Genomic DNA, 20202 nt, shown 5'->3' on the forward strand with positions numbered 1-20202 from the left:
GATCGCCGACCCTTTCGGACCGTCCGGAATCCAGCCCTCGCAGGTCGCCGCGGCCGGGAGATCCGAATCGTCGTGCCGGTGACACGGTCGTGGCGGAACACGTCGGCGACACCGTTGTTGTCGCCGGGAACCAGGTTCGACGAGTCATTGCGCCAAGTGGGTCATCTTTGGGGGAACGACTATCGGTTGACTCATCAGGCCAACGGATCCGAAGTGGACCACCACGGGTTGCGCAGGACGAGTGTCCACTTCGGCCATCGGATTGGATGCACAGTGGACGTTCGCCGAGTGGCCGGTAGTCGAGATGTGAAACATCTTGTTGCTCCTCAACTGTTTCCGACCAACTACTAACGTCGCGGCGCGCCGACGCGATACGTGGGTGAGTGGACTCGGTTCGCCACCGTCGGGGAGATCCATTGGAACATCACGGGTTGACATCGGTCATCGAATCCGCGCACGGAGTGCTCGCGGGCTGTGCCGCCGCGCAGCGGCTGTGCGACGAGGTCGCAGCCGACCCCCGTGCGGTGCGGGTGGTCGACGTCTCCGGTCCCGGTGGAGCAGGCAAGACCACGTTGCTCTCGATCCTGTCGACGATCTTCGACGCGACCGGCAGCGACGGGGTCGTCCTGGTCGACGACGCGCACGAGCTCGGGGACGCCGAGCTGAGCAGGCTGGCCCGCCTGGCCGCGGACGGCCGCACGAGGCTGGTGGTCGCGCACCGCCCGTGGCCGCTCCTGTCCTCCCTGCGCTCCTTCGCGTGGACCCAGCCCCTCGTACGGCTGGAACCCCTCACCCGTGCCGCGGTGGCGGAGCGGATCGCCGCTATGGTGGACGCGGACCCGTCGGAGGAGTTCGTGGACCGCGTGTGGGCGCAGACGGGCGGTATGCCGTCCCTGGTCGTCCAGGTCGCCACGACACTGCGCGACGGCCGACCGATTCCCGTCGATGTGCTGGAACAGGTGCGGCGCGAGGTCGGCAGGGCGCCCGCGGCGGTGCGCGAGGTACTCGCCGCCATCGCTCTGGGTTGCGGCGCCACGGTGAACGCCTTGGCGTCGGTGCTCGGGACCGACGGGGAAGAGATCGCTGCGGCCGCCCAAGGAGCGTGGTCCACGGGCTTGCTCACCGGCGCCGGGACCGTGGTCGAGCTGGCCAGGGAGGCCGTTCTCCAGCAGATCCCCGCTGCGGAGCTGCTGGAGCTGAGGCAACGTGTGGCGTTCGCACCCATGGATCAAGGCGGATCCGTGATGGCGGTGGGGCGGTTGCTGCTGGAGAACGGTGCGTGCGGGGTACGGGCGGCCTCCGCATTGGAGGCTGCCGGGGACGAGGTCCACATCAGCGAGCCCGCGTTGGCGGCCGAGCTGTACACGGCGGCCGTGGCCGCGGGCGCGTCCGCCTCGGACCTCGGCGCTCGTCGAGCCGAAGCCGCGGCGTTGTCCGGCGATCTCGACACCGCGTTGAGGATGGCCGAGGAAGTCCTCGAACGACCAGGCGGGCAGGCGCACGCGCTGGCCGCGACCGTCGCCGCCACGGCGTTGGCGCACCGGGGAATGCCCTCCGCGAGTGCCTCCCTCTACCAGTGGCCGGTCCCGTCCACCAGCGCCGTGCCGCTGCTGGTCGGACTCGGTCGACTCGACCAGGCCAGGAAGTTGATCGACACCGCCGACGAGGACCACCCGACGGTCGGCAGCGCGGTGCGTTCGCTGATGGCGCGCGGCGTGCTCGACTCGGTCGTCGGCTCGCCGGTGTGCGCGTTGTCGGAACTGCTCCGCGCCGACGCGCTGCTCGAGCCCGGCGGGCGTGCCGAGCTGCTTCCGGACACGCCTGTAGCCCTGGCCGCGCTGGTGGCCGTGCACCTGGGTGAACTGGACATCGCGACAGCCGCGCTGACCCGAGCGATCGACAACCACCCTCGCGGATCCGTGGAGCTGACCCGCTATCGGCTCCTCCGGGCATGGGCGTACATGCTGGGTGGCGAGCTGGGGCGCGCGAGCACCGAGCTGCGGGAAACCACCGCGGGAAGCCCGCCCGCGGATCCGCGCGACGAGCTGTTCGTGGCAGCGATCGAGATCGGCGTCGCCCGACGGCTCGGAGAACACGCCGATCTCCTGAGCGCCTGGCCCCGCGCACGTGACGCGATCATGCGGTACCCGGTGGACCTGTACGTGCTGCAACCGATCGGGGAAATCGCGGTGGTCGCCGCGCGTCTGCGCAAGGAAGCCTGGGTGGCTCCCCACCTGGCGGACGCGGAGACGCTGCTGGACCACCTCGGCCGACCGCCTCTGTGGAGCGCCCCGCTGCACTGGTACGCCGCGCAGGCGGCGATCGCGGCGGGATCACCGACCAAGGCGTTGCACCACGCGTCGCTCATCAAGGCCATGGCCGACGGCACCCCGCTCGCCGCCGCCCTGGCCGAGGTGGTCCACTGCTGGCTGCGGGTCCTCGCGGGCGACGTGGACGTGCCCGCGGTACAGAAGGCCGCGCGCGCGATGCAGGAGGCAGGCCTGGTGTGGGACGCCTCCCAACTCGCCGGGCAGGCGGCCATCCGCACTCCGGATCGCCGCGCGATGAGCACGTTGCTCACGTGCGCTCGCTCGTTGCGGGACAACAGGGACAGCCGGGACGCCACCTCGCCCACCAGCTCCACCTGCCCGCGAAGCGACCGGCCCGGTCCTGACCTCAGCGACCGCGAGCTCGAAGTGGCGGAACTCGTCGTGGCGGGCCTGACCCACCGGCAGATCGGCGAACGGCTGTTCATCTCGGCCAAGACCGTGGAGCACCACATCGCCCGCATCAGGCGGCGCATCGGCGCGGGCAACCGCGCCGATCTGCTGGCGCAGCTGAGGCTTCAGCTCGCCGTACGGGACACGCCCTAGCGCCTGTTTCGCCAGTCTCGTTCGATGGGAGTCGCACCGGAGGTGGTTCCTGGCGGTGCGGCCGAACGGGCCGCGCACCGCTGTTGTACGTGGTCCGTTCGACCGCGCCTCGAGGGGCCGCCTCCGGCCCGGCTATCGCGAACACGGACTGGCAAAACAGGCCCTAGTCGCGCAGCCTGCTCACCACACCTTCGCAACTGCGCACCACGATCCGCGCCAGTTCGACGAAAGCCCGGCTGGACATGGGGCTCTCCGCCCAGCGCTGCCAGCGTGCCAGCACCGGCACCACGGCCTCGTGCTGTTCCTCCCGCGTCGCGTCCGGTCGCAGGGCGAGCCGGGACCACGCGGTGCTCCCCGCCCCGCCGAGCAGCCGTTCAGCCTCCGCCTTCGCGTCGGCAGGCATGTCCACCGTCCCCGAACGCACCACACCGATCGCGCGGAGTTCGGCGAACTCGTGCGCGTCGGCCAGCACGCGTTCGACAGCCGTCAACAGCGCCGCCGCCTCCGGGTTCCGACACTCCCGCAGCACCGTGTCCAGGGCCAGCAACGCCGAACGCGCCTTGAGCAGGTCGCGCCGCTCAGCGAACAGGACGGACAGCGTCTCGCGCAACTCGTCCAGACCGCTGCGGCGCACCAGTTCGGCGGCCAGGCGCGCGGGGTCGTCGAAGCCCTGCCGGATGAGCACCGTGGCGAGGCGGATCCCGAAGAGCCCGAACCTCGCGAGCAGCCGCGCGTGGTCCGGCCCGGCACGGGTGAACCTGTCCACCGACAGCATCGCCGCCTCGATCTCGTCGCGCGGCGCCGCGGCGAGTGCGGCAAGTGCGGCGAACTCGTCCTGCCGAAGCGTGCGAGCGGTCTGCGCGATCAGCCCGGCGACCGGCACCACGGTCTGGCACAGCTTGCGCAGCCGCGGATCCGAGCGGTAGCGCTGGGCGATCCGCCGTGCGGACATCAGGGAATCGACCCGGCCGACGCCCACCTCGTCCGCGCGGGAGAGCACGGCGATGGTGTTGACGGGAGTCGCCCTGGCCACGCCGCGGTCGTGGAACGACTCCAGCAGCCCCAAGTCGGCGCTGTGCAGGTGGCGCATCAGGTAGATCACCGCGTCCGCGTCGCTCGGCTCGTCCTCCGGGGCCAGGAACCGGGTGGCCGCAGCGGAGACGTCGCCCGAGATCGAGGCGATGCCAGGGGTGTCGATGAGCGTGGTGTCCCGCAGCCCCTGGGTCGGCCAGTCCACCGACAGGCGTTCGACGGCGTCCGGTGCGATGCCGTCGAGGTCGATGCGCAGTGCGCCGTCCACGCGGTTCACCGGCAGTTGCCGGGCCGACCCGTGGCGGGGGTGGAGGGTCACCCTCGGGCTGTGGCCGTGCCGGTACCAGATGACCACGCGGGTGCACTCGCCCGCGTCGGTCGGCGCGATCTCCTCCCCCACCAACGCGTTGAGCAGGGTGGACTTGCCCGCTTTGACCTTGCCCGCGATGGCCACCCGCAGCGGCTCGTCCATGCGGTCGAGCTGCCTGCGCAACAGCTCGGCGGTCTCGACGTCGTCCCGGTAGACCTCGATCGCGTCGCGCAGCAAGGAGCGCACCTCACCGGCGAGGTGGTTCCTCCCGCTCACCGCGTCGTCCCGACCCGGTCGACCAGCGCGTCGGCGGCCGTGGCGAGATGCGCGATGCGGTCCAGTTCGGCCCGCACGTCCCGGATCCGCTTGTCCCGCTCACCGCGGTCGGAGTCGACCGCGCGCTGCGCGGACTTCATCGACTCGCTGAGCGATCGGGACAGTTCCGCGGCGCAGCCGGTGAAGTGGTCTCGCAGGTCGCGCTGGAGTTCGCGCAGCACGTCCCTCGACTCCTTGCCGAGTTGGAACCCCACGTCGTCGACGAAGCGCCGCACGGCGAGCTTGGCCTCCGACCGCCTGCGTTCCAGCATGCGTTTGCGCTCGTCCTTGACCACCTTGCGGCCCAGCAGCACACCCGCGGCCACCGAGATCGGGTTGAGCAGGGCGAGCCCACCGATCGTGCTCAACATGCCGATCATGAGCGTGCCGCCGTAGCCGCCGCGAAGGCCCACGATCAACTTCTGCCCGAGGCCGAACGCCTCCGGCCTGCCGAACTCGAGCGGGATCGTCTGGCTGAGAGGAGCCGCCGGGTCGTGGGCGTGCAGGTCCGGCAGCACCCCGCCACCGTCGTCGGCGAAGTGGTCGCCGACCTGTCCGGCCAGCCACCGCGCGCGCTGGTTGGTCCACACGAAGTTCGCCGACGCGGCGGCGGCCACCCGCTGCAGGACCCAGCCGACGAACTGCTCCTCCACCAGCATCGGATCGATCCCGTCCAGCTCGGCTTCGGCGTCCCGCGTGATCTTGCGCATCCGGTCGCGCAGGTCGTACTCGACATCCGAGATCAAGTCGCCGACACCGTCGTTGAGGGTCTGCTGCCATCGCGCCGAGCGCTCCCGCAGGGCGTCGGCCCGCCGCTTGGCGTCGCGCAGCCGCGACAGGAGGTCCTCGGCGCGGTCCGGGTCCCGCAGAGCCGTCAGCTCGGCCCCCATCGCGGTGGTGAGCTGCAGGGCCACCCCGCGCACGTCGTGCACGACGGACCGGGTGGCCAGTTCCGCGGCCCGCCCGACGATGCGGTCGCGCAGGTGGTTGAGCAACAGGGGAAAGCCGGACTCGTGGTTCAGCGCCTGGTCGCCCTCGCGCACGGCGTGCAAGCGCAGCACCGAGGACACCGGCAGCAGGTCCGCGGAGAGGTCGGCGGCGGCCAGGTGCGCGAGGTCGCGCTCGGCGATCCGCCGCCAGTCCGGGTACAGGTCGATCTTCGTGAGGACGCACACGACGGTCGGGCACACCCGCGCCGCCTGCCGCAGGAACTCCAGCTCGGTGGCCGTGTACTCCTGCGCCGCGTCGGAGACCATGAGCACGGCGTCCGCGGACGGCAGCGCGGTCATCGTCGTCGCGCCGTGCACCGAACCCAGCCCACCCACACCGGGGGTGTCCACCAGGCACAGACCACCGGCCAGCACCGAACGCGGGATGCCGACCTCCGCGTGCCGCAGCCCGCGCCGGTTGCCGGGGTTGCCCGCCTCGGACACGTAGTCGGCGAGCTGCTCCACCGGCACTTCGGTACGCACCGCCGTCTCGCCGACCAGGACCACGTTCGGGGACTCCGCGTAGCGCACGACCGTGGGCACCGCGGTGGCCACGTCGTCGTCCACCGGGCACACCGGGGCGTTGACGAGGGCGTTGACCAGGTGGCTCTTGCCCTGCTTGAACTCCCCCACGACGAGCACGCGCACAGCCGGGTCCAACAGCCGCTGCCTGGTCTGCGCCAGCCGAACAGCCAGGTCATCACGGTCGTAGGCGGTCGCGGCCTTCAACGCGAGGTCGACCACCTCGATCGGCGTCCGTCCACTCACCGCCGCTCCTCTCCGCCAGACGGGACACGCGGCGACCGCGTCACCCCGAGGCGTTCGGGGCGACGCGGTGCGACCGCTGTGGCCAAGGGAAGGACATCCGGGGACATCCCGCCACTCGAACCGGTGGTTCAGACGAGGACGATGGGGAGCTCGACGTCGAGGTCGACATCGTTGTTGGACAAGATGTCGGTCTCGGTGTTGAACGAGTCCTCGACCTCCACGCTGTTGTCGATGTTCGTCTCCGGCTCGAAGTTGAACGAGTCCTCGACCTCGACGCTGTTGTCGATGTCCGTGTCGGTCTCGGTGTTGAAGGAGTCGTCGACATCGACGTCGAGGCTGTTGTCGGTGTTGAACGAGTCGTCGACGTCGATGCTGTTGTCCGTGTTGAACGAGTCGTCGACATCGATGCTGTTGTCGGTGTCGGTCTCGGTGTTGAACGAGTCGTCGATCTCGACGCTGTTGTCCGTGTTCGTCTCGGTCTCGGTGTTGAACGAGTCGTCGACATCGACGCTGTTGTCGGTGTCGTGCGAGTCCTCGTACCGCCAATCATGGGAGTCGTTCTGGGTGGTGTCGCTGCCGTTGCTGGCGACCGCGACGTTGCCGGAGCCGTAGGCCGCCACATCGGTCGAGTAGTCGTTGGCCTCGTACTCGCCCGACGCCGCCCCTCCACCGATCGACACGGCGCTGCCGGTGGCCGCGGAGACCGAACCCACGTGGTTCACGTCGTTGCCGTCGCCCACGACGTTGCCGTCGCCGGTGGTCACCGTGCCGTCGATGTCGTCGCCTGCGGCGACCGCGCCATCACCCGAGGCGACCACCGGGTCGTTGTCGAACCACTGCACCACGTCGCCGTCCGCCCAGATGTTCTGGTTCACGGAGTTGTCCAGAACCGTGTTGTGGCTGTCGCTCCACGAGTAGTTCTGGGTGATGTAGTTGATCTCCTGGATGGCTCCGTCCATCCCGCCGTCGCCACCACCACCGTGACCACCACCGCTGTCGCCACCACCACCGTGACCACCACCGCTGTCGCCACCACCACCGTGACCACCACCGCCGTCCGAAGGCGGCGGAGGCGTGTGGTGCACCTGGGTGGTGTTGCCCCCACCGTTGAGCTCGCGGTCGAAGGAGCTGCTGTGCGCCGCCTGCACGTTGTCCACGATCAACGGCCGCGCGTCTCGCACGTCGTCGGCGCACAGGCCGTCGAAACCGTTCTCCCGCAACACCTGGTGGGGGCTCGCGGTGAACTCGGCACGGGCACTGTCGTCGCCGAGCAGCTGGAGGATGAACTGCAGAAGGCTCATGTTGGGCATCGGTCGCACCTTTCCTCGGGGAAGATGACATCACGCTACGTAGCAAATCCCGGCGTGCCATCGGTGTGTCCCCCTGGTTCTCCAAGCCGATCAATGGGGGATTTGAGTGCCCGGTTAGGGGATCCGGACCGCGACCGCTTCAAAAAGTTGGGGGTTCACCTGGGCTAATGATGGTGCGAGTGACTGCGATACTCCATATGGACGAGCCGGAACACTTGCCGGAACGACTGGGCGCGGTAGCGCGCTCCAGGTGACCGTACGTCACTGTCGTACGTCCGAATGGAGGGACGAGCGGATGTCCTACGTGCTGGGTGTCGACCTCGGAACGACGTTCACAGCAGCCGCGATCTGCCGCCGGGAGGCAGGCGATTGGGGGAAGGTGGAGGTGCTGCCGCTCGGCTCGAGGGCCGCCGCGGTGAGCTCGGTGTTGTTCTTCGGCCTGAACGCGGCGGTGCTGTTCGGTGACGCGGCCGAGCGCCGCGCGCTCGCCGCTCCGGACGGCGTGGCGAGGGAGTTCAAGCGCCGCATCGGCGACAGGACTCCGCTGCTGCTCGCGGGCGAGCCGCACACCGCCCACGAACTGGCCGCCCGGCTGGCTCGCTGGGTGGTCGACCGGGCGATCGAGCGCGAAGGCAGTGCGCCCGAGCAGGTCGCCATCACCCACCCGGCCGGGTGGGGCGAGCACAAGAAGAGCCTGCTGGTCGACGCGCTGTCCGAGGTCGGACTCGGTGACGCGAGACTGCTCAGCGAACCGGAGGCGGCGGCGTTCGACTACAGCAGCGCCGAGCGGGTCGAGCCGGGCAGCGTCATCGCCGTGTACGACTTGGGCGGCGGCACGTTCGACGCGGCAGTGGTCCGCAAGGTCGACGACACCCGGTTCGAACTGCTCGGCGAGCCCACCGGCGTCGACCGGCTCGGCGGCGTCGACTTCGACGAGGCCGTCTTCGAACACCTGCGCGCGACCGTCGCCAAAGGACTCGACGACCTGGCCCCGGACGACCCGGTGGCGATGTCCGCGGCCGCACGACTTCGCCGTGAGTGCACCGAGGCCAAGGAAGCTCTCTCCACGGACACCGAGGTCACCATTCCGGTCCTGCTGCCCAGCGGGCACACCCAGGCGCGAATGGTGCGCGGCGAGTTCGAGGCGATGATCCGGCCCGCGCTGGACGAGACCGTCGAGCTGCTGCGCGCCACCATCCGTTCGGCGGGCGTGGCGGAGTCCGAACTCGACGCCGTGCTCCTGGTCGGCGGGTCGTCGCGGATACCTCTGGTCAGCCAGCTGCTGTCGCAGCAGCTCGGTCGCGCCGTCGCTGTGGACAGCGACCCGAAGAGCACCGTCGCGCGGGGTGCCGCCAGGGCTGTCGTCCCCGTCGTGCAACGCGTGGCCCCCGCCCAACAGCCTCCCGACGAGCCGAGCAGTCCACCAGCACGACCGGAAATCGCGGACATCCCGTTGGTGGTGTCACCGCCGTCCACAGCGCGCCGGCGTGTACTGAGGCCACGGGTCCTGGTGGGAGCGGCGGGGCTCGCCGTGAGCGGGATCGTCGCCATGGGCATCCACACCGTGAGCGACGTCGCGTCGACCAGTTCAGACCTGGCGCCGGCCACCCAGGTGGCCGCGGAGCAACCGGCACCGATGCCTCCCGCCCAGGTACCCGTCGACGAGCAGAAGTCGCCTGCTGTAGGACAGCTCCCACCGCCCAGTCCGACGACGCAGGCGACCAACCGCAGGGCCAAGCCCGAACCGAACACCCCCGACGCGGGCCTGCCGACCACCGACACCTCAGCCGCAGCGCCCCGCTCGACCAGCACGCCGACAACGGATACCAAACCGTCGTTGCGGCAATCGCCGCCGACGACCCAGGCCCCGCCGTCAACGACCCAAAACCCACCACCGCAGAGCGAGAACCCACCACCCACCACACAAGACCCGCCACCGACCACTCAGGACCCACCGCCCACCACGCAGGATCCCCCGCCCACGACTGAGGACCCACCGCCCACCACACAGAACCCACCACCCACGACCGAGGACCCACCACCCACCACACAGGACCCGCCACCGACGACGTGAGTCCTGATCCCCTTTGTCAGCAGGGCGCGCTGGTCACCGTGATGTCGTGGGTGAAGACGGAGACACCGGTCTTCGTTCCGGCTTCGTTGCCCTTGGTGTCACCGACAGCTTCCCAGGACTGGACGAAGCTGCCGCTGAAAATGACCGGTGAACGCGTCGCCGGAGTGGTCCGTGTCCACGTAGCGCAGTTCGTCAAGGTCCCGCGGTTCACGCTCTGGACGCACTCGCCGATCGGCTCCAGGTAGATCAGGACCACGCCCGGGCACCCGCTGCCCCTGGTGAAGTCCTGCCTCGTCTCCACCCCGGTCATGCACAACCTGACGGTCAAGCTCTTCGACAGCGTCGGATGCCTGGCACTTCTCAGGTTTGCGCGGCACAGTGCCGTTGGCAACTCCTATCCGCTGAGTGCACAGCAGCAGCCCCGCCACCAGCTACCACCACCAAGTAGAAGACTGGCAGTCTGCACGACTCCAACGACCTCGTGCATGGTTGGCCGTTGAGCGTGGTCGGCGCACGAGTCGTCGCGGTGACTACCGTGGCTCTGGTCGTGCGGCCTCGATGCGGTCATGGTGCTGGTGGCCCGCCACTGCCCGGACCGTGTCGGCGAAGGTCTCACGATGACCGAGATGACGACACGGTGATCGCCAGTTCTTCAGATGGACGATGTCGTACTCGACGCGGATACGTCGTGAGGAATGGGCCTTGCGTTGGCGTGTACAGATCTCCTCGTACCACGCTGGTGGGTTCGTACGGAACTTCCGGTAGGACGGGATGATCACCTGCCCGGCTGTTCGGGCTCCGAGCCCCTGGTAGGTGGCATCGGCCAGGATCCGCAGACCAGTAGTGTTCTTGAGGAGCGTGACCAGTCCGGCTCGGCGGGCTTGGGTGATGTCCGCGGTCGAGCCGGGTGCGGTGGAGCCGCAGAACAGCATCCGGCCGACCTCGTCGGTGACGACCATGGTCTTTGAGCTGCCCCTAGTTTGGTGGGGACCTTGATGTGCCCTGGGTTTTGCGGAGTCGGGTCACTGGACTTCATGCTGATCACCCCCAGGAGAGGTCAGCATGCCCAGGAGTTACCCCCCGGAGTTCCGCAGCAAGGTCCTCGACCTGCTCAAAGCCGGCCGCACCGTCGCCTAGGCCACGCACGACCTGCAGATCAGCGACCAGACCATCTACACCTGGCGCCGCCAGGCCCTCGTCGACGCCGGGCAGGAACCGGGGCTGACCTCGGTAGAGAAGGCCGAACTGGCCTCGGCCCGACGTCGGATCGCCGAACTGGAGACCGACTTGGCGATCCACCAGCGTGCCTCCGAGCTGATCGAGGAGGTGGTGCCCCTAAAAGTCTGGTCCGCCGCGAGCGCGGCGATGGCCGGGAGAGGCTGCCGATCCAGGCCGCCTGCCGGATCCCAAGAGTGGTTGCCGAAACACGGCAGGATGGTCGCCGAGCTGTCTCGGCTGACCTACCTCAGCGTGGTCACCGTGTTCACGCTGCCGATCGAGCATTCCTCGCAGTCGCTGCTATGGCGAATCCGCCTTGCTTCACAGTGGCAACAGATGACGGTCGAGACTGGACCATATGGGTGGGGTGCGACAGGACTGACGTCATCGCCGATCACCACCGTTGTCCTGACGGTGACGGTCTCTCTCGGCGAAGGTGAGCATCATGACCACGGCCCTGTACGACGACCACGCGTTCAGCAGTTGGATCGGACGTGACACACCCAAGACGCGCAGACGTGCGAGTCACCGTGCGCCGGACGGACTTCGGTTCGCCTTCTACGGCCGTGCCTCCACCGTCGAGCACCAGGACCCGGCGACATCCGAGGGCTGGCAACGCGAAGCAGCCGAGCACCTGGTCGCCGGACACGGCCGGATCGTGGCGTCGTACTTCGACGTCGGCAGCTCCCGACGTCTCCCCTGGCGACACCGACCCCATGCCGCGGAACTCCTGGCCGCGTTGGCGGATCCGGACCGGGGCTTCGATGCAATCGTGGTCGGGGAGTACGAACGGGCCTTTGCCGCCGACCAGTTCCAGCGCATGGCCCCGCTGTTCCGCCGCCATGGCATCCAGATCTGGTTACCCGAGGCCAACGGGCCGGTCGATCCGGGCAGTCTCATGCACCAAGCCCTCATGAACGTGCTCGGCGCCCAATCACATCGCGAGGTCCTGCGAGCCCGTCACCGAGCACTGGCGGCGATGCGCATCCAGGTCGCGAACCAAGGCCGCTACCTCGGCGGTCGACCGCCCTACGGATACCAGCTCGTCGACGCGGGCCCGCACCCGAACCAGGCCGACTCGAAATGGGGACGACGCCTGCGCCGCCTGGCCGAGGATCCCGAGACCGCCCGCCACGTGCGATGGATGTTCACCGAGCGACGGTCCGGTCGCAGCGTGGCCGGAATTGCGCGGGCCCTCAACGAGAAGAACGTGCCGTGCCCCTCCACCGTCGCCCCCGCGCGCAACGCCCATCGCAGTGGGGTGTTGTGGACGGTGCGGTCGGTGGCGACAATCCTGGAGAACCCGCGCTACACCGGCTGGCAGGTGTGGAACCGCCACAGCGCCGACCACGACGCGTCCACCGACCGGCGCAAAGTCGTTCACCAGCGGACCATCCGACAGGACTGGGTCGTGTCCAAGCAGCGCACCCACGCTGCCCTGGTCAGCGAGCAGGACTTCGTCGCGGTCCAGGGCATGCGCTCAGCGCGGCCGACCGGCGACGGCAGCATCCGCACTTACCACCTGTCAGGACTGCTGCGATGCGGTGTCTGCGATCGTCGAATGGACTCACACTGGGTGCATGGGCATGCCGGATACCGGTGTCGTCATGGTCATTCGAGCAGCCGGACCCGGACACCGGATACTCCCCTGCCGCTGTACCTTCGCGAGGAATTGCTGATCACCAGGATCGGCGTTCACCTCGCCCGAGACGATCACGAGGATCGACCGACTCCTGCGGAGATTGCTACGTTCCTGCACGTCAACGCGATGACAGTCACCTGCTACACCGACCGTATCGCCATCGGAAGCCAGCCCTGAAACACGAAAATCCGGACCGCAAAATTGCGATCCGGATCCGTGGGGTAAAAACGTGACCGAGGCCGGACTTGCGCACTACTCACCCGCATAGCCCTCCCCGGACCTGAGTAGGCTCACCTGTCCCGATCACGCTTCAGGCCCGTCCCGCCGATGGTCACGCGGGACGGGCCTCTTACGTTAAGCCTGACGCTGTCACCAGTCCGAACGCCGAATAGGACACGGGACAAGTAGGTCAGTTGTCCCTAAAATCGACACTGCGATGGTCTCTGACCACGCCAAGACAGCACTCTGCTGACTCAGCTAGTCCAACATCCCCACGCCAGGAACTTCAGGGCCGCAGGTGTCTAACCAGTACAAGCGGTGCAAGATCGCCTTGCCCAGGACGCGCATGGCAGACTTGCAGACATCGACCCATCTACACATAGACCACACATGCGCAAGCCAAGAAACACAACAAACAAGCACCCGAATTGCACGATCAACTCGAATTAAAAGCAATCTTGCAATACTACTTGTCATGCCCTCCTGCAACTGCCTGCTCCCTGAGGCATAATGTACTGATGCACACCGACCACCTGTTCGATTCAGGCAAGCTTAGCGAGTACCTTCGCAAACGCGCCCATGCAGTTCGAGAGCGGCTCCTATCGTGGTCACCGGACTATGTCCTCGGCACCTCGGACATCGACCTCATCGAACAGCTTAAGATGGAGGCATTGATAGAATGTCCTGTGCTGGTTCGTGATCGAGTCAGCCTAGAGGAACCCGTTGAAGAAGTCCGGCGGTACATCAGACACGGCGATACATTCAGTCGGCGTGTCACTTCTTACACTCTTATCGTCCCGTTCACTGGTCACGCCAACGTCTTCCGCTTGGAAGCTCAAACGTACAGCACATCACCACCAAAGGGCGAACTCGCGTCAAATGGGCAACAAATCCTCTTAAAATATGACGACGAACGATCTGATGGCGCAGAAATAAGATCGCATTTCGATCGGACTCTCGACGAAATCGAGACTATCTTGACATGGGCCAGAGATGATATTCGACAACATCAATGGAACATTGAACACGAACTTCCAAGACTTGTGGACGAGCGACGAACAAAACTGTTGAACGATCGAAAAGCTCAAGAAAAAATTGGCTTTCCCATCAAACGTCGTGACGACGCCGCTTCATACACTGTACCGATTGAGCGCGTCACATTTGCAACCGAAAGGACGCAAAGTTCACCAAGATCAAGCAGCGTATTCAAGCCCGAGCCCGCGCTCGCGGACAACGATTACGAAAGTGCTCTCGCCGTTCTGCGAAACGCGCGGAATGCGCTTGAGCGCACACCATCGGTTGCAGCAGGCTGGGACGAGGAAGAGATTAGAAACTTCTTGCTGATATTTCTCAATGCCCAGTTCAAAGGCCAGGCCGCAGGCGAGGTATTCAATCGAGCAGGCAAAACAGACATCTTGATCCGGACCGATGACGCCAATATATTTATCGGCGAGTGCAAGATTTGGAAAGGGCCAAAAACTATCTCGAACGCTCTCGACCAATTGCTCGGTTACCTGGTTTGGCGTGATACTAAGGCCGCACTTCTCTTATTCATCCGCGACGGCGACATCTCTGCTGTGATGCAGAAAGCCGTGGCACAGGTGGAGACACATCCAAACTACAAGAGCCGTGGACAGATCATGAGCGAAGAACGGCACGACTTCATCATCCATGCTAAAGATGACTCAGCTCGAGAAATTCAACTCGCACTGCTACCCTTCCTCATCCCCAAGCGTTGACAGGTCGATTCAACCGTGAGCCGATTCAACCGCGAGCAGATGAGTACCTTTAGAATGACTATTCGACTATACGACAATGCTCCGACGCTGAAGTAGCGTCACAATGATCATGACCGTGTCCCTGATCAACCGAGTGCGCCTTCACAACCTTGCCATGCCTTCGCGGAAATCAGCGATGGGTGCAAAACATGCCGTCCTTCAGCAAGCACGCTATCATGCGCCATGACCACTTGGCCTCCATTTACTCGAAACGATCTGCAACTTGCGGCCGATTCGGTTTCTTTCGACTCAGTTTTACCTATTTTGATCCGTAAATTGATCACCGAAACTACGCCCAACCTAACAGAGATTGATATGCCCGGCGGTTCTGGAACCTCCGCCGGAGGCTTTGATGGCGTAGTCGTCAATTCCAGTAGCACCGCCTTTGTTCCAGAAGGAATTTCCGTATGGGAATTGTCCGTCGAAAAGGCCACTAAGGCCAAAGCGGATAGCGACTACGGGAAACGACTCCAAGGACCGAACGGCGAAGCGTGTGCTGAGGTTACCTATATCCAAACTATTCTTCGCCCTTGGACAAAAGCGCGCGAATGGAAAAACTCTCGCCGCCAAGAGGGTCGATGGAAAGATGTCCGGGCATACAATCTCGACAGCATACATACCTGGCTGGAGTCAGCTCCGGCTACAACTACCTGGCTAGCAGATCAACTGGGAAAGAGGGTGCCAGGAGTAATTTCCGCAGATGATTGGTGGGATAACTTTTGGTTGCCGTCAACTAGTGTTCCATTGACTACTGAGATTGTTCTCAGCGGACGAGATAGTGCCTCCGCCGAACTGATCGACTCTTTGCTTCCTGGACGGGTGATCACGCTTGGCGGAGGCTTACGATTCGATGAGTTACGAGCGTTTATCACCGCTGCAGTTCGAACATCAACGGACACGAAGTCGAAATCGCTTCGGACGCGGACTCTTTTTGTGGAATCAATAGATAGCATGAGTCAGCTGATGCGACAGAATCAGCCTCTGGTGATGGTTATAGCAGATGCGTCCTGGCTCTCAACTGTCACGGTCAAGGCACCGCACACGGTGATAGTGGCTGCCCTTCCAGGTCAGACCGGTGCACCAGATGTCCCTCCCGTCGACAGTGAAGCAGTCACTCAGCAACTAGTGAAGGTTGGCGTGCCAGATGAGCGTGCGTATGTTTGGGGGCATCTTGCACGTCGTAGCCTGCTAGCACTCCGACGTGTATTAGCGGTCAATCAAGCGCAGCTCACGCCGGGTTGGGCACATAGTCCAAGTTCAGCCCAGCGTCGACTTCTACTCTTGGGCAGTTGGGAAGGTACCAACTCGAATGACCGTGCCATAGTCACCAAGATGGCAGGTCTCGCCTACGACGCCGTGCCAGATTTTGTTACAAGCCTAACGGCTGCCTCGGATATCCCCTTCATGGGACAATTTCGAGAACAATGGCATATCCTTGCACCAGAAGATTCTTGGACTCTCCTAAAAACTCACATCACTCATGACGACTTGAACCTACTGAGAACGACAATCTCGGAGGTATTCGGCACAGAACAAAGGGTGAGCTTTTCAGTAACCTTGCGTAGAGGGCTGGCGCAAACACTGGCGCTGCTCGGTGCAATGGGCGAGGACATTCGCCTACCAAAAGGTGGCACCGGCAAAAATTTCTGCCGTGCCATAGTTGCCGAATTTTTGGCGTCAGCCAACAACGACCCATCTTATCGACACTGGTCATCTCTTGGCGATGTTCTCCCTCTATTCGCGGAAGCCGCCCCTCAAGAATTCATTGACGCACTGCGACGTGGATTGGAAGGCGACGAACCGCTACATCGATATATGTTTCAAGATGTCGAGCCAGGCGAGTTCGGATTTACTCCATCGTCCACACACAACCATGTCCTGTGGGCATTGCAGACAATCGCATGGTCAGAGGATCACTTTCTCGATGTCATCGAAATTTTGGCTCAATTGGCGGCGATAGACCCTGGAGGCCAATGGTCAACACGACCGAACACGACGCTGCAAGACATGATGAGCTGTTGGCATCCCAGCACAGCTGCATCAGATTCAGCACGCCGTACTGGCTTGCGGCTAATAATGCGAGTTCAGCCGGAAGTGGGTCGACATCTTCTACTTGCCCTAATACCGACTGGACGCGAGATTCAGTCACCTACAGTTAAGCCTGAGTTCAGGGACTGGACTAGGTCGGTTGTTGTCACGCGCGCCGATATCGTCAGTGGAGTAGATTATGTCGTCGACATGATCCTCGACGATCTTGGCAGTGACATCAATCGCCATCTGGCCTTGTTGACAAAGTTTGAGGCATTAACGCCGCAACGTCGAGTATCGTTTGTAGAAAAGCTTGTCGCACTCAATTCAAAAGCGACCAATGACGCCGTTCGTGGTCAGATCGCTGACGCTATCCGCCAAAAAATCGCTCGTCACAGAGAATATGCCGACACACAATGGGCGCTTCCCGAATCTGAGCTAACATCCCTTGAACAGGCGGGCCAAACACTGGCGCCCACTTCGACTGTTTGGCGTTCACGATGGCTGTTCGACAGCGACGTGGTCGAATTAGGCGACTTGAGCAGAAGAGATGATTTTGCATCGTATGAGACGGAATTATCTACTCGACGAGCGGACGCCGTTAGGGCAGTCATCGAATCTGGTGGGGTAGAAGCAATAGCAGAGCTGACCGACCATGTCTCTCGCCCATATTTCGTCGGATATTTCCTTCTGGAACAGAATAGTGAATTCGACCAAGTCATGATCTCATGGCTACGCGAAGGACAAAACCGGCAGCAGGCCGCGCGCGGGTACCTGCGGGCTCGCCTGCGGTGCGCAGACGATACCATCTACGACCAGCTACTTTCCTACGCTCAGGATGCTACAGCCAAGGCAGAGATACTTCACGTCCTAGGTGAGCCCGGAAAGGCTTGGCAGAAACTATCGGAACTAGATGAGGATGTAAAAAGGGAATATTGGGCTGGATTTGTTTATCATGGCCTCGGTGCAGAATTTTCAGAAGTTGCACACGCCGCAGAAAATCTGCTTGATATCGGCCGCATTGCTGCCGCACTCGACATGATAGCTCTCTACTCTAATAAAGTCACTTCATTAGAGGTCGCGGAAATTGCAACGAGAGCATGTGAAGCGCTCCTAGCCCAGGAGATCTCCGAACCTGAAATGGAGCGTCTTAGCGCACATGATATTACAAGCATCTTGAGCCTGCTCAATCTGCACAAAGAATCACTGGGAACAAGCAGAGTAGCTTATATTGAATGGCAACTTTTTCCGGCGCTTGGCTCCCACCCGCAGGTGTCGATCCTCCATGAAGCACTCCAAGAAGATCCGGCGTTCTTTGCAGAACTTGTGAGCCGCGTTTATAGGGCTACTGGCGAAGACAGGCCCACCGATGAGGAAGACTCTCCAGAATTACAACAGCGACGAATCCTTGCCGAACGCGCTTATGAGGTGCTCAATTCATGGGAGCAGTCCCCTGGAATAGGAGTCGATGGCATCGTAGAGACCGAACTTCTAAATTCGTGGGTAAACAAAGCTAGAGAATATCTCCGAGAAAGCGGCCGACCGGTGACAGGAGATCTGATGATCGGACGCGCACTGGCCTACGCGCCGCCTGACAAGGGAGGCCTTTTCCCGCCGCGACCTATTCGCGATCTTCTAGAAGATCTCCGTGCCAAGGATATCGACCGCGGGCTTGAGAACGGAATCGTGAACCTGCGAGGTATGACTTGGCGCGACATGACGCATGGAGGCACGCAAGAGTGGGAGCTTGCCGCTGGTTACCGTCGAGATGCCCTCAAAGCTTCTGAATGGCCGCGAACCAAAAAGATCTTGACTTCCCTCGTCGAGTGGTACGAAGACGAAGCCCGTCGCCAAGACGACGAAGCAGAAAGAGTAAGGCGCGGATTGCCCGATTAAGAGTCACAGTTCTATGCACTAGATGTCACTCCACGCAGATTTGATTCCAGTCAACCTTTAATACCTCGTGAGCACTGACACGGTCGGTCCAGCGAAGCAGTACTTCCGCTGGACCGACCGCGTGAAGTTGTCCCAAAAAGAAACTTATTATTTTCAAGATGTGGGACATAAAGCCACAGCAAGGTTAACTATCGAGAGCAGGCTGAAATTTCGCTCTGTCGTTCGATTGCCCTACACGGTTTTTGGCGTCGAACTTCAATGACAAGTTATCCTATTTTGCTCCATTTTCAGTTCGACCAGTGCGGCCACTACATCAACCACGACACCCATGTACGCCAAGTCAACACCGAGCTTTAGGTCGACGTCCTACGCCGTAGTCCGGATCACGTGATCAACGATCAGCTCATCGACTATCACCGCGGAACCTGCACCACGACGCATCTCATACCCGTCCCGCTATCCCGAGGAGCAGCTGCGACAGGACAGGCGTGAGCAAAAGACCTAAGGTGCGCTGAGCTGCGGTTATGAACCTCGGGACAGGCGGGACGGGGAGCGCGCAGGTGTCCTGCTCAGGCTACGACGAGTTCGACAAAGCCAGGTGCACAGCCTGGCGGAGGGACGGGACGCAATCCGACGGACTTACTTGTCGCAGGCGACGTTCTCCGCATGAGCAGTCATCGAACTGGCTCGTCCTCGCCGCTGGAACGTTCATAGGCATCGGCGCGTGCCTCGAGCAGTTGACGCGATTGATCCACATCCAGGGCCATCGAGTCCAACACATCCAGCTTCCGGTGGTAGAACTCGATGGCGTCATCGGTTTCCAGGAACGTGGTGGACATGTCAGCGTCCGTATACGCCAGCGAGGTCGCATCCTCGAAGGTCAACAGTGTCACCGGACGGAATAACGCGGCATGTCCCCCAGCACTACGCAGGATGACCCGAAGTCTCACTTGCGACCAGTCACTCAGGAAGGTCAGCCACATCATCTGGTCGTGCATGGTGTCAATGCTTCCAACTTTGAGGTCGAGCGCATTTTCATGAATATAAAATACCGAAGATGGAAAATTCTCGCGACACACACGAGCAGAGCGATCGACCCGGCTTTTCACCATTTTGATGTTTGCTTCTTTTGAGCCAGAACCTGTAGACAGCAACGCTAACGCGTATGCCTCAGCCTGCGCGAGCGCCGGAATAGACACTGGGTCATAACTGGTAATTTTGGTTGCTATGCGCTCATGAATTTCCAGCGACAGCAGTGTATCCGGGAACCCTACCTGGTGCGATCGCGTGAAATATCCGAGGCGCTGTTCGTGCACCAGATGTATGATTCGGTCGCGGTCTACCTTGTCGGCACCACACTTGCCCAGCAACGTGCCGATGTCCCAGTCAGTTGTAGCACGCCAACCCTTCTCCAACTTACTCAGCTTGGCTACAGACCAGCCCAACTCTCCGGCAACATGAACAGTTTTCAGTCCTGCGCGCTGGCGAACCCTTCGCAGCTCTGCTCCGATCTCACGGCTCTGAGCAGTGCTTGTACGTACAGCTGCGACATCAGCAGGGCCACTACCGTAACTCGCACTGACCTCGCTTTGCTCTCGTGCCATCACGACTCAGATTTCTCTGACGAGTGCGGAATTTCTTCGCCTACATTTTCAAGCTGCCGCCTTCTGCGCAAATCGAGCAGCTCGTCACGCTCCTCATTGGAACGCGACAACCACTCTTTTGCAATATCTTCCGGGCTAACCACTAA

General features: G+C 63.1%; 11 protein-coding genes and 1 pseudogene. 6 read left to right on the top strand and 6 right to left on the bottom strand.

From position 1 onward, the window contains the following. Positions 1–431: 431 nt before the first annotated feature. On the top strand, positions 432–2873 hold the full coding sequence (locus CLV43_RS19850) for a LuxR C-terminal-related transcriptional regulator (protein WP_146174813.1): 2442 nt from the start codon (positions 432–434) through the stop codon (positions 2871–2873). Positions 2874–3036: 163 nt separating this feature from the next. Here the strand turns inward: CLV43_RS19850 and CLV43_RS19855 are convergent, their stop codons facing one another. The 3 genes from CLV43_RS19855 to CLV43_RS19865 form a co-directional block, all read right to left on the bottom strand. Continuing rightward, positions 3037–4491, bottom strand: a complete 1455-nt coding sequence (locus CLV43_RS19855) for a dynamin family protein (RefSeq protein WP_106188685.1) — start codon at positions 4489–4491, stop codon at positions 3037–3039. Continuing rightward, positions 4488–6287, bottom strand: coding sequence for a dynamin family protein (locus CLV43_RS19860; RefSeq protein ID WP_106188686.1), 1800 nt, complete (start codon positions 6285–6287; stop codon positions 4488–4490). Before CLV43_RS19860 ends, CLV43_RS19855 begins: the two co-directional genes overlap by 4 nt. Before the next feature lie 128 nt (positions 6288–6415). Next, on the bottom strand, positions 6416–7597 hold the full coding sequence (locus CLV43_RS19865) for an IniB N-terminal domain-containing protein (RefSeq protein ID WP_106188687.1): 1182 nt from the start codon (positions 7595–7597) through the stop codon (positions 6416–6418). Between the two features lie 295 nt (positions 7598–7892). Here CLV43_RS19865 and CLV43_RS19870 point away from each other — a divergent pair, with 295 nt between their 5' ends. Beyond that, positions 7893–9671, top strand: coding sequence for an Hsp70 family protein (locus CLV43_RS19870; RefSeq protein ID WP_106188688.1), 1779 nt, complete (start codon positions 7893–7895; stop codon positions 9669–9671). A gap of 16 nt (positions 9672–9687) precedes the next feature. Here CLV43_RS19870 and CLV43_RS19875 read toward each other — a convergent pair whose 3' ends face one another. Together CLV43_RS19875 and CLV43_RS19880 are read right to left on the bottom strand one after the other, a co-directional pair. Beyond that, a complete protein-coding gene (locus tag CLV43_RS19875) occupies positions 9688–9981 on the bottom strand; it encodes a hypothetical protein (RefSeq protein WP_146174814.1) in 294 nt (97 codons plus the stop codon). A 220-nt stretch (positions 9982–10201) separates the two neighbouring features. After that, positions 10202–10663: pseudogene (locus tag CLV43_RS19880) on the bottom strand (transposase family protein); the annotation flags it as partial. Positions 10664–10958: 295 nt separating this feature from the next. Here CLV43_RS19880 and CLV43_RS19885 point away from each other — a divergent pair. From CLV43_RS19885 to CLV43_RS47130, 4 genes are all read left to right on the top strand, one after another. Further along, positions 10959–11387 (top strand): hypothetical protein, encoded by a 429-nt coding sequence (locus CLV43_RS19885; RefSeq protein ID WP_106188691.1) that lies wholly within the window; start codon positions 10959–10961, stop codon positions 11385–11387. After that, the gene (locus CLV43_RS19890; protein WP_106188692.1) at positions 11335–12708 is read left to right on the top strand and encodes a recombinase family protein; all 1374 of its coding nucleotides are present in this window, start codon (positions 11335–11337) and stop codon (positions 12706–12708) included. The genes CLV43_RS19885 and CLV43_RS19890 overlap by 53 nt, the downstream gene beginning before the upstream one ends. Before the next feature lie 560 nt (positions 12709–13268). Beyond that, entirely contained in the window at positions 13269–14489 is a 1221-nt protein-coding gene (locus tag CLV43_RS47125; protein WP_146174815.1) for a hypothetical protein, read from the top strand. Positions 14490–14711: 222 nt separating this feature from the next. Continuing rightward, positions 14712–18452: a hypothetical protein gene (locus CLV43_RS47130; protein WP_146174816.1), complete on the top strand. Its 3741-nt coding sequence runs from the start codon at positions 14712–14714 to the stop codon at positions 18450–18452. Positions 18453–19126: 674 nt separating this feature from the next. On the opposite strand, the gene CLV43_RS19895 is transcribed toward CLV43_RS47130, so the two are convergent. Further along, a complete protein-coding gene (locus CLV43_RS19895) occupies positions 19127–20056 on the bottom strand; it encodes a helix-turn-helix domain-containing protein (RefSeq protein WP_245886724.1) in 930 nt (309 codons plus the stop codon). Between the last annotated feature and the right edge of the window lie 146 nt (positions 20057–20202).

The organism is Umezawaea tangerina (assembly GCF_003002815.1).
Classification (GTDB): domain Bacteria; phylum Actinomycetota; class Actinomycetes; order Mycobacteriales; family Pseudonocardiaceae; genus Umezawaea; species Umezawaea tangerina.

Excerpts from the sequence above, each read along its gene's own strand:
- CLV43_RS19865 (WP_106188687.1), bottom strand. The coding sequence starts at position 7,597 with ATGCCCAACATGAGCCTTCTGCAGTTCATCCTCCAGCTGCTCGGCGAC.
- CLV43_RS19870 (WP_106188688.1), top strand. The coding sequence starts at position 7,893 with ATGTCCTACGTGCTGGGTGTCGACCTCGGAACGACGTTCACAGCAGCC.
- CLV43_RS19875 (WP_146174814.1), bottom strand. The coding sequence starts at position 9,981 with ATGACCGGGGTGGAGACGAGGCAGGACTTCACCAGGGGCAGCGGGTGC.
- CLV43_RS19890 (WP_106188692.1), top strand. The coding sequence starts at position 11,335 with ATGACCACGGCCCTGTACGACGACCACGCGTTCAGCAGTTGGATCGGA.
- CLV43_RS47125 (WP_146174815.1), top strand. The coding sequence starts at position 13,269 with ATGCACACCGACCACCTGTTCGATTCAGGCAAGCTTAGCGAGTACCTT.
- CLV43_RS47130 (WP_146174816.1), top strand. The coding sequence starts at position 14,712 with ATGACCACTTGGCCTCCATTTACTCGAAACGATCTGCAACTTGCGGCC.
- CLV43_RS19895 (WP_245886724.1), bottom strand. The coding sequence starts at position 20,056 with ATGGCACGAGAGCAAAGCGAGGTCAGTGCGAGTTACGGTAGTGGCCCT.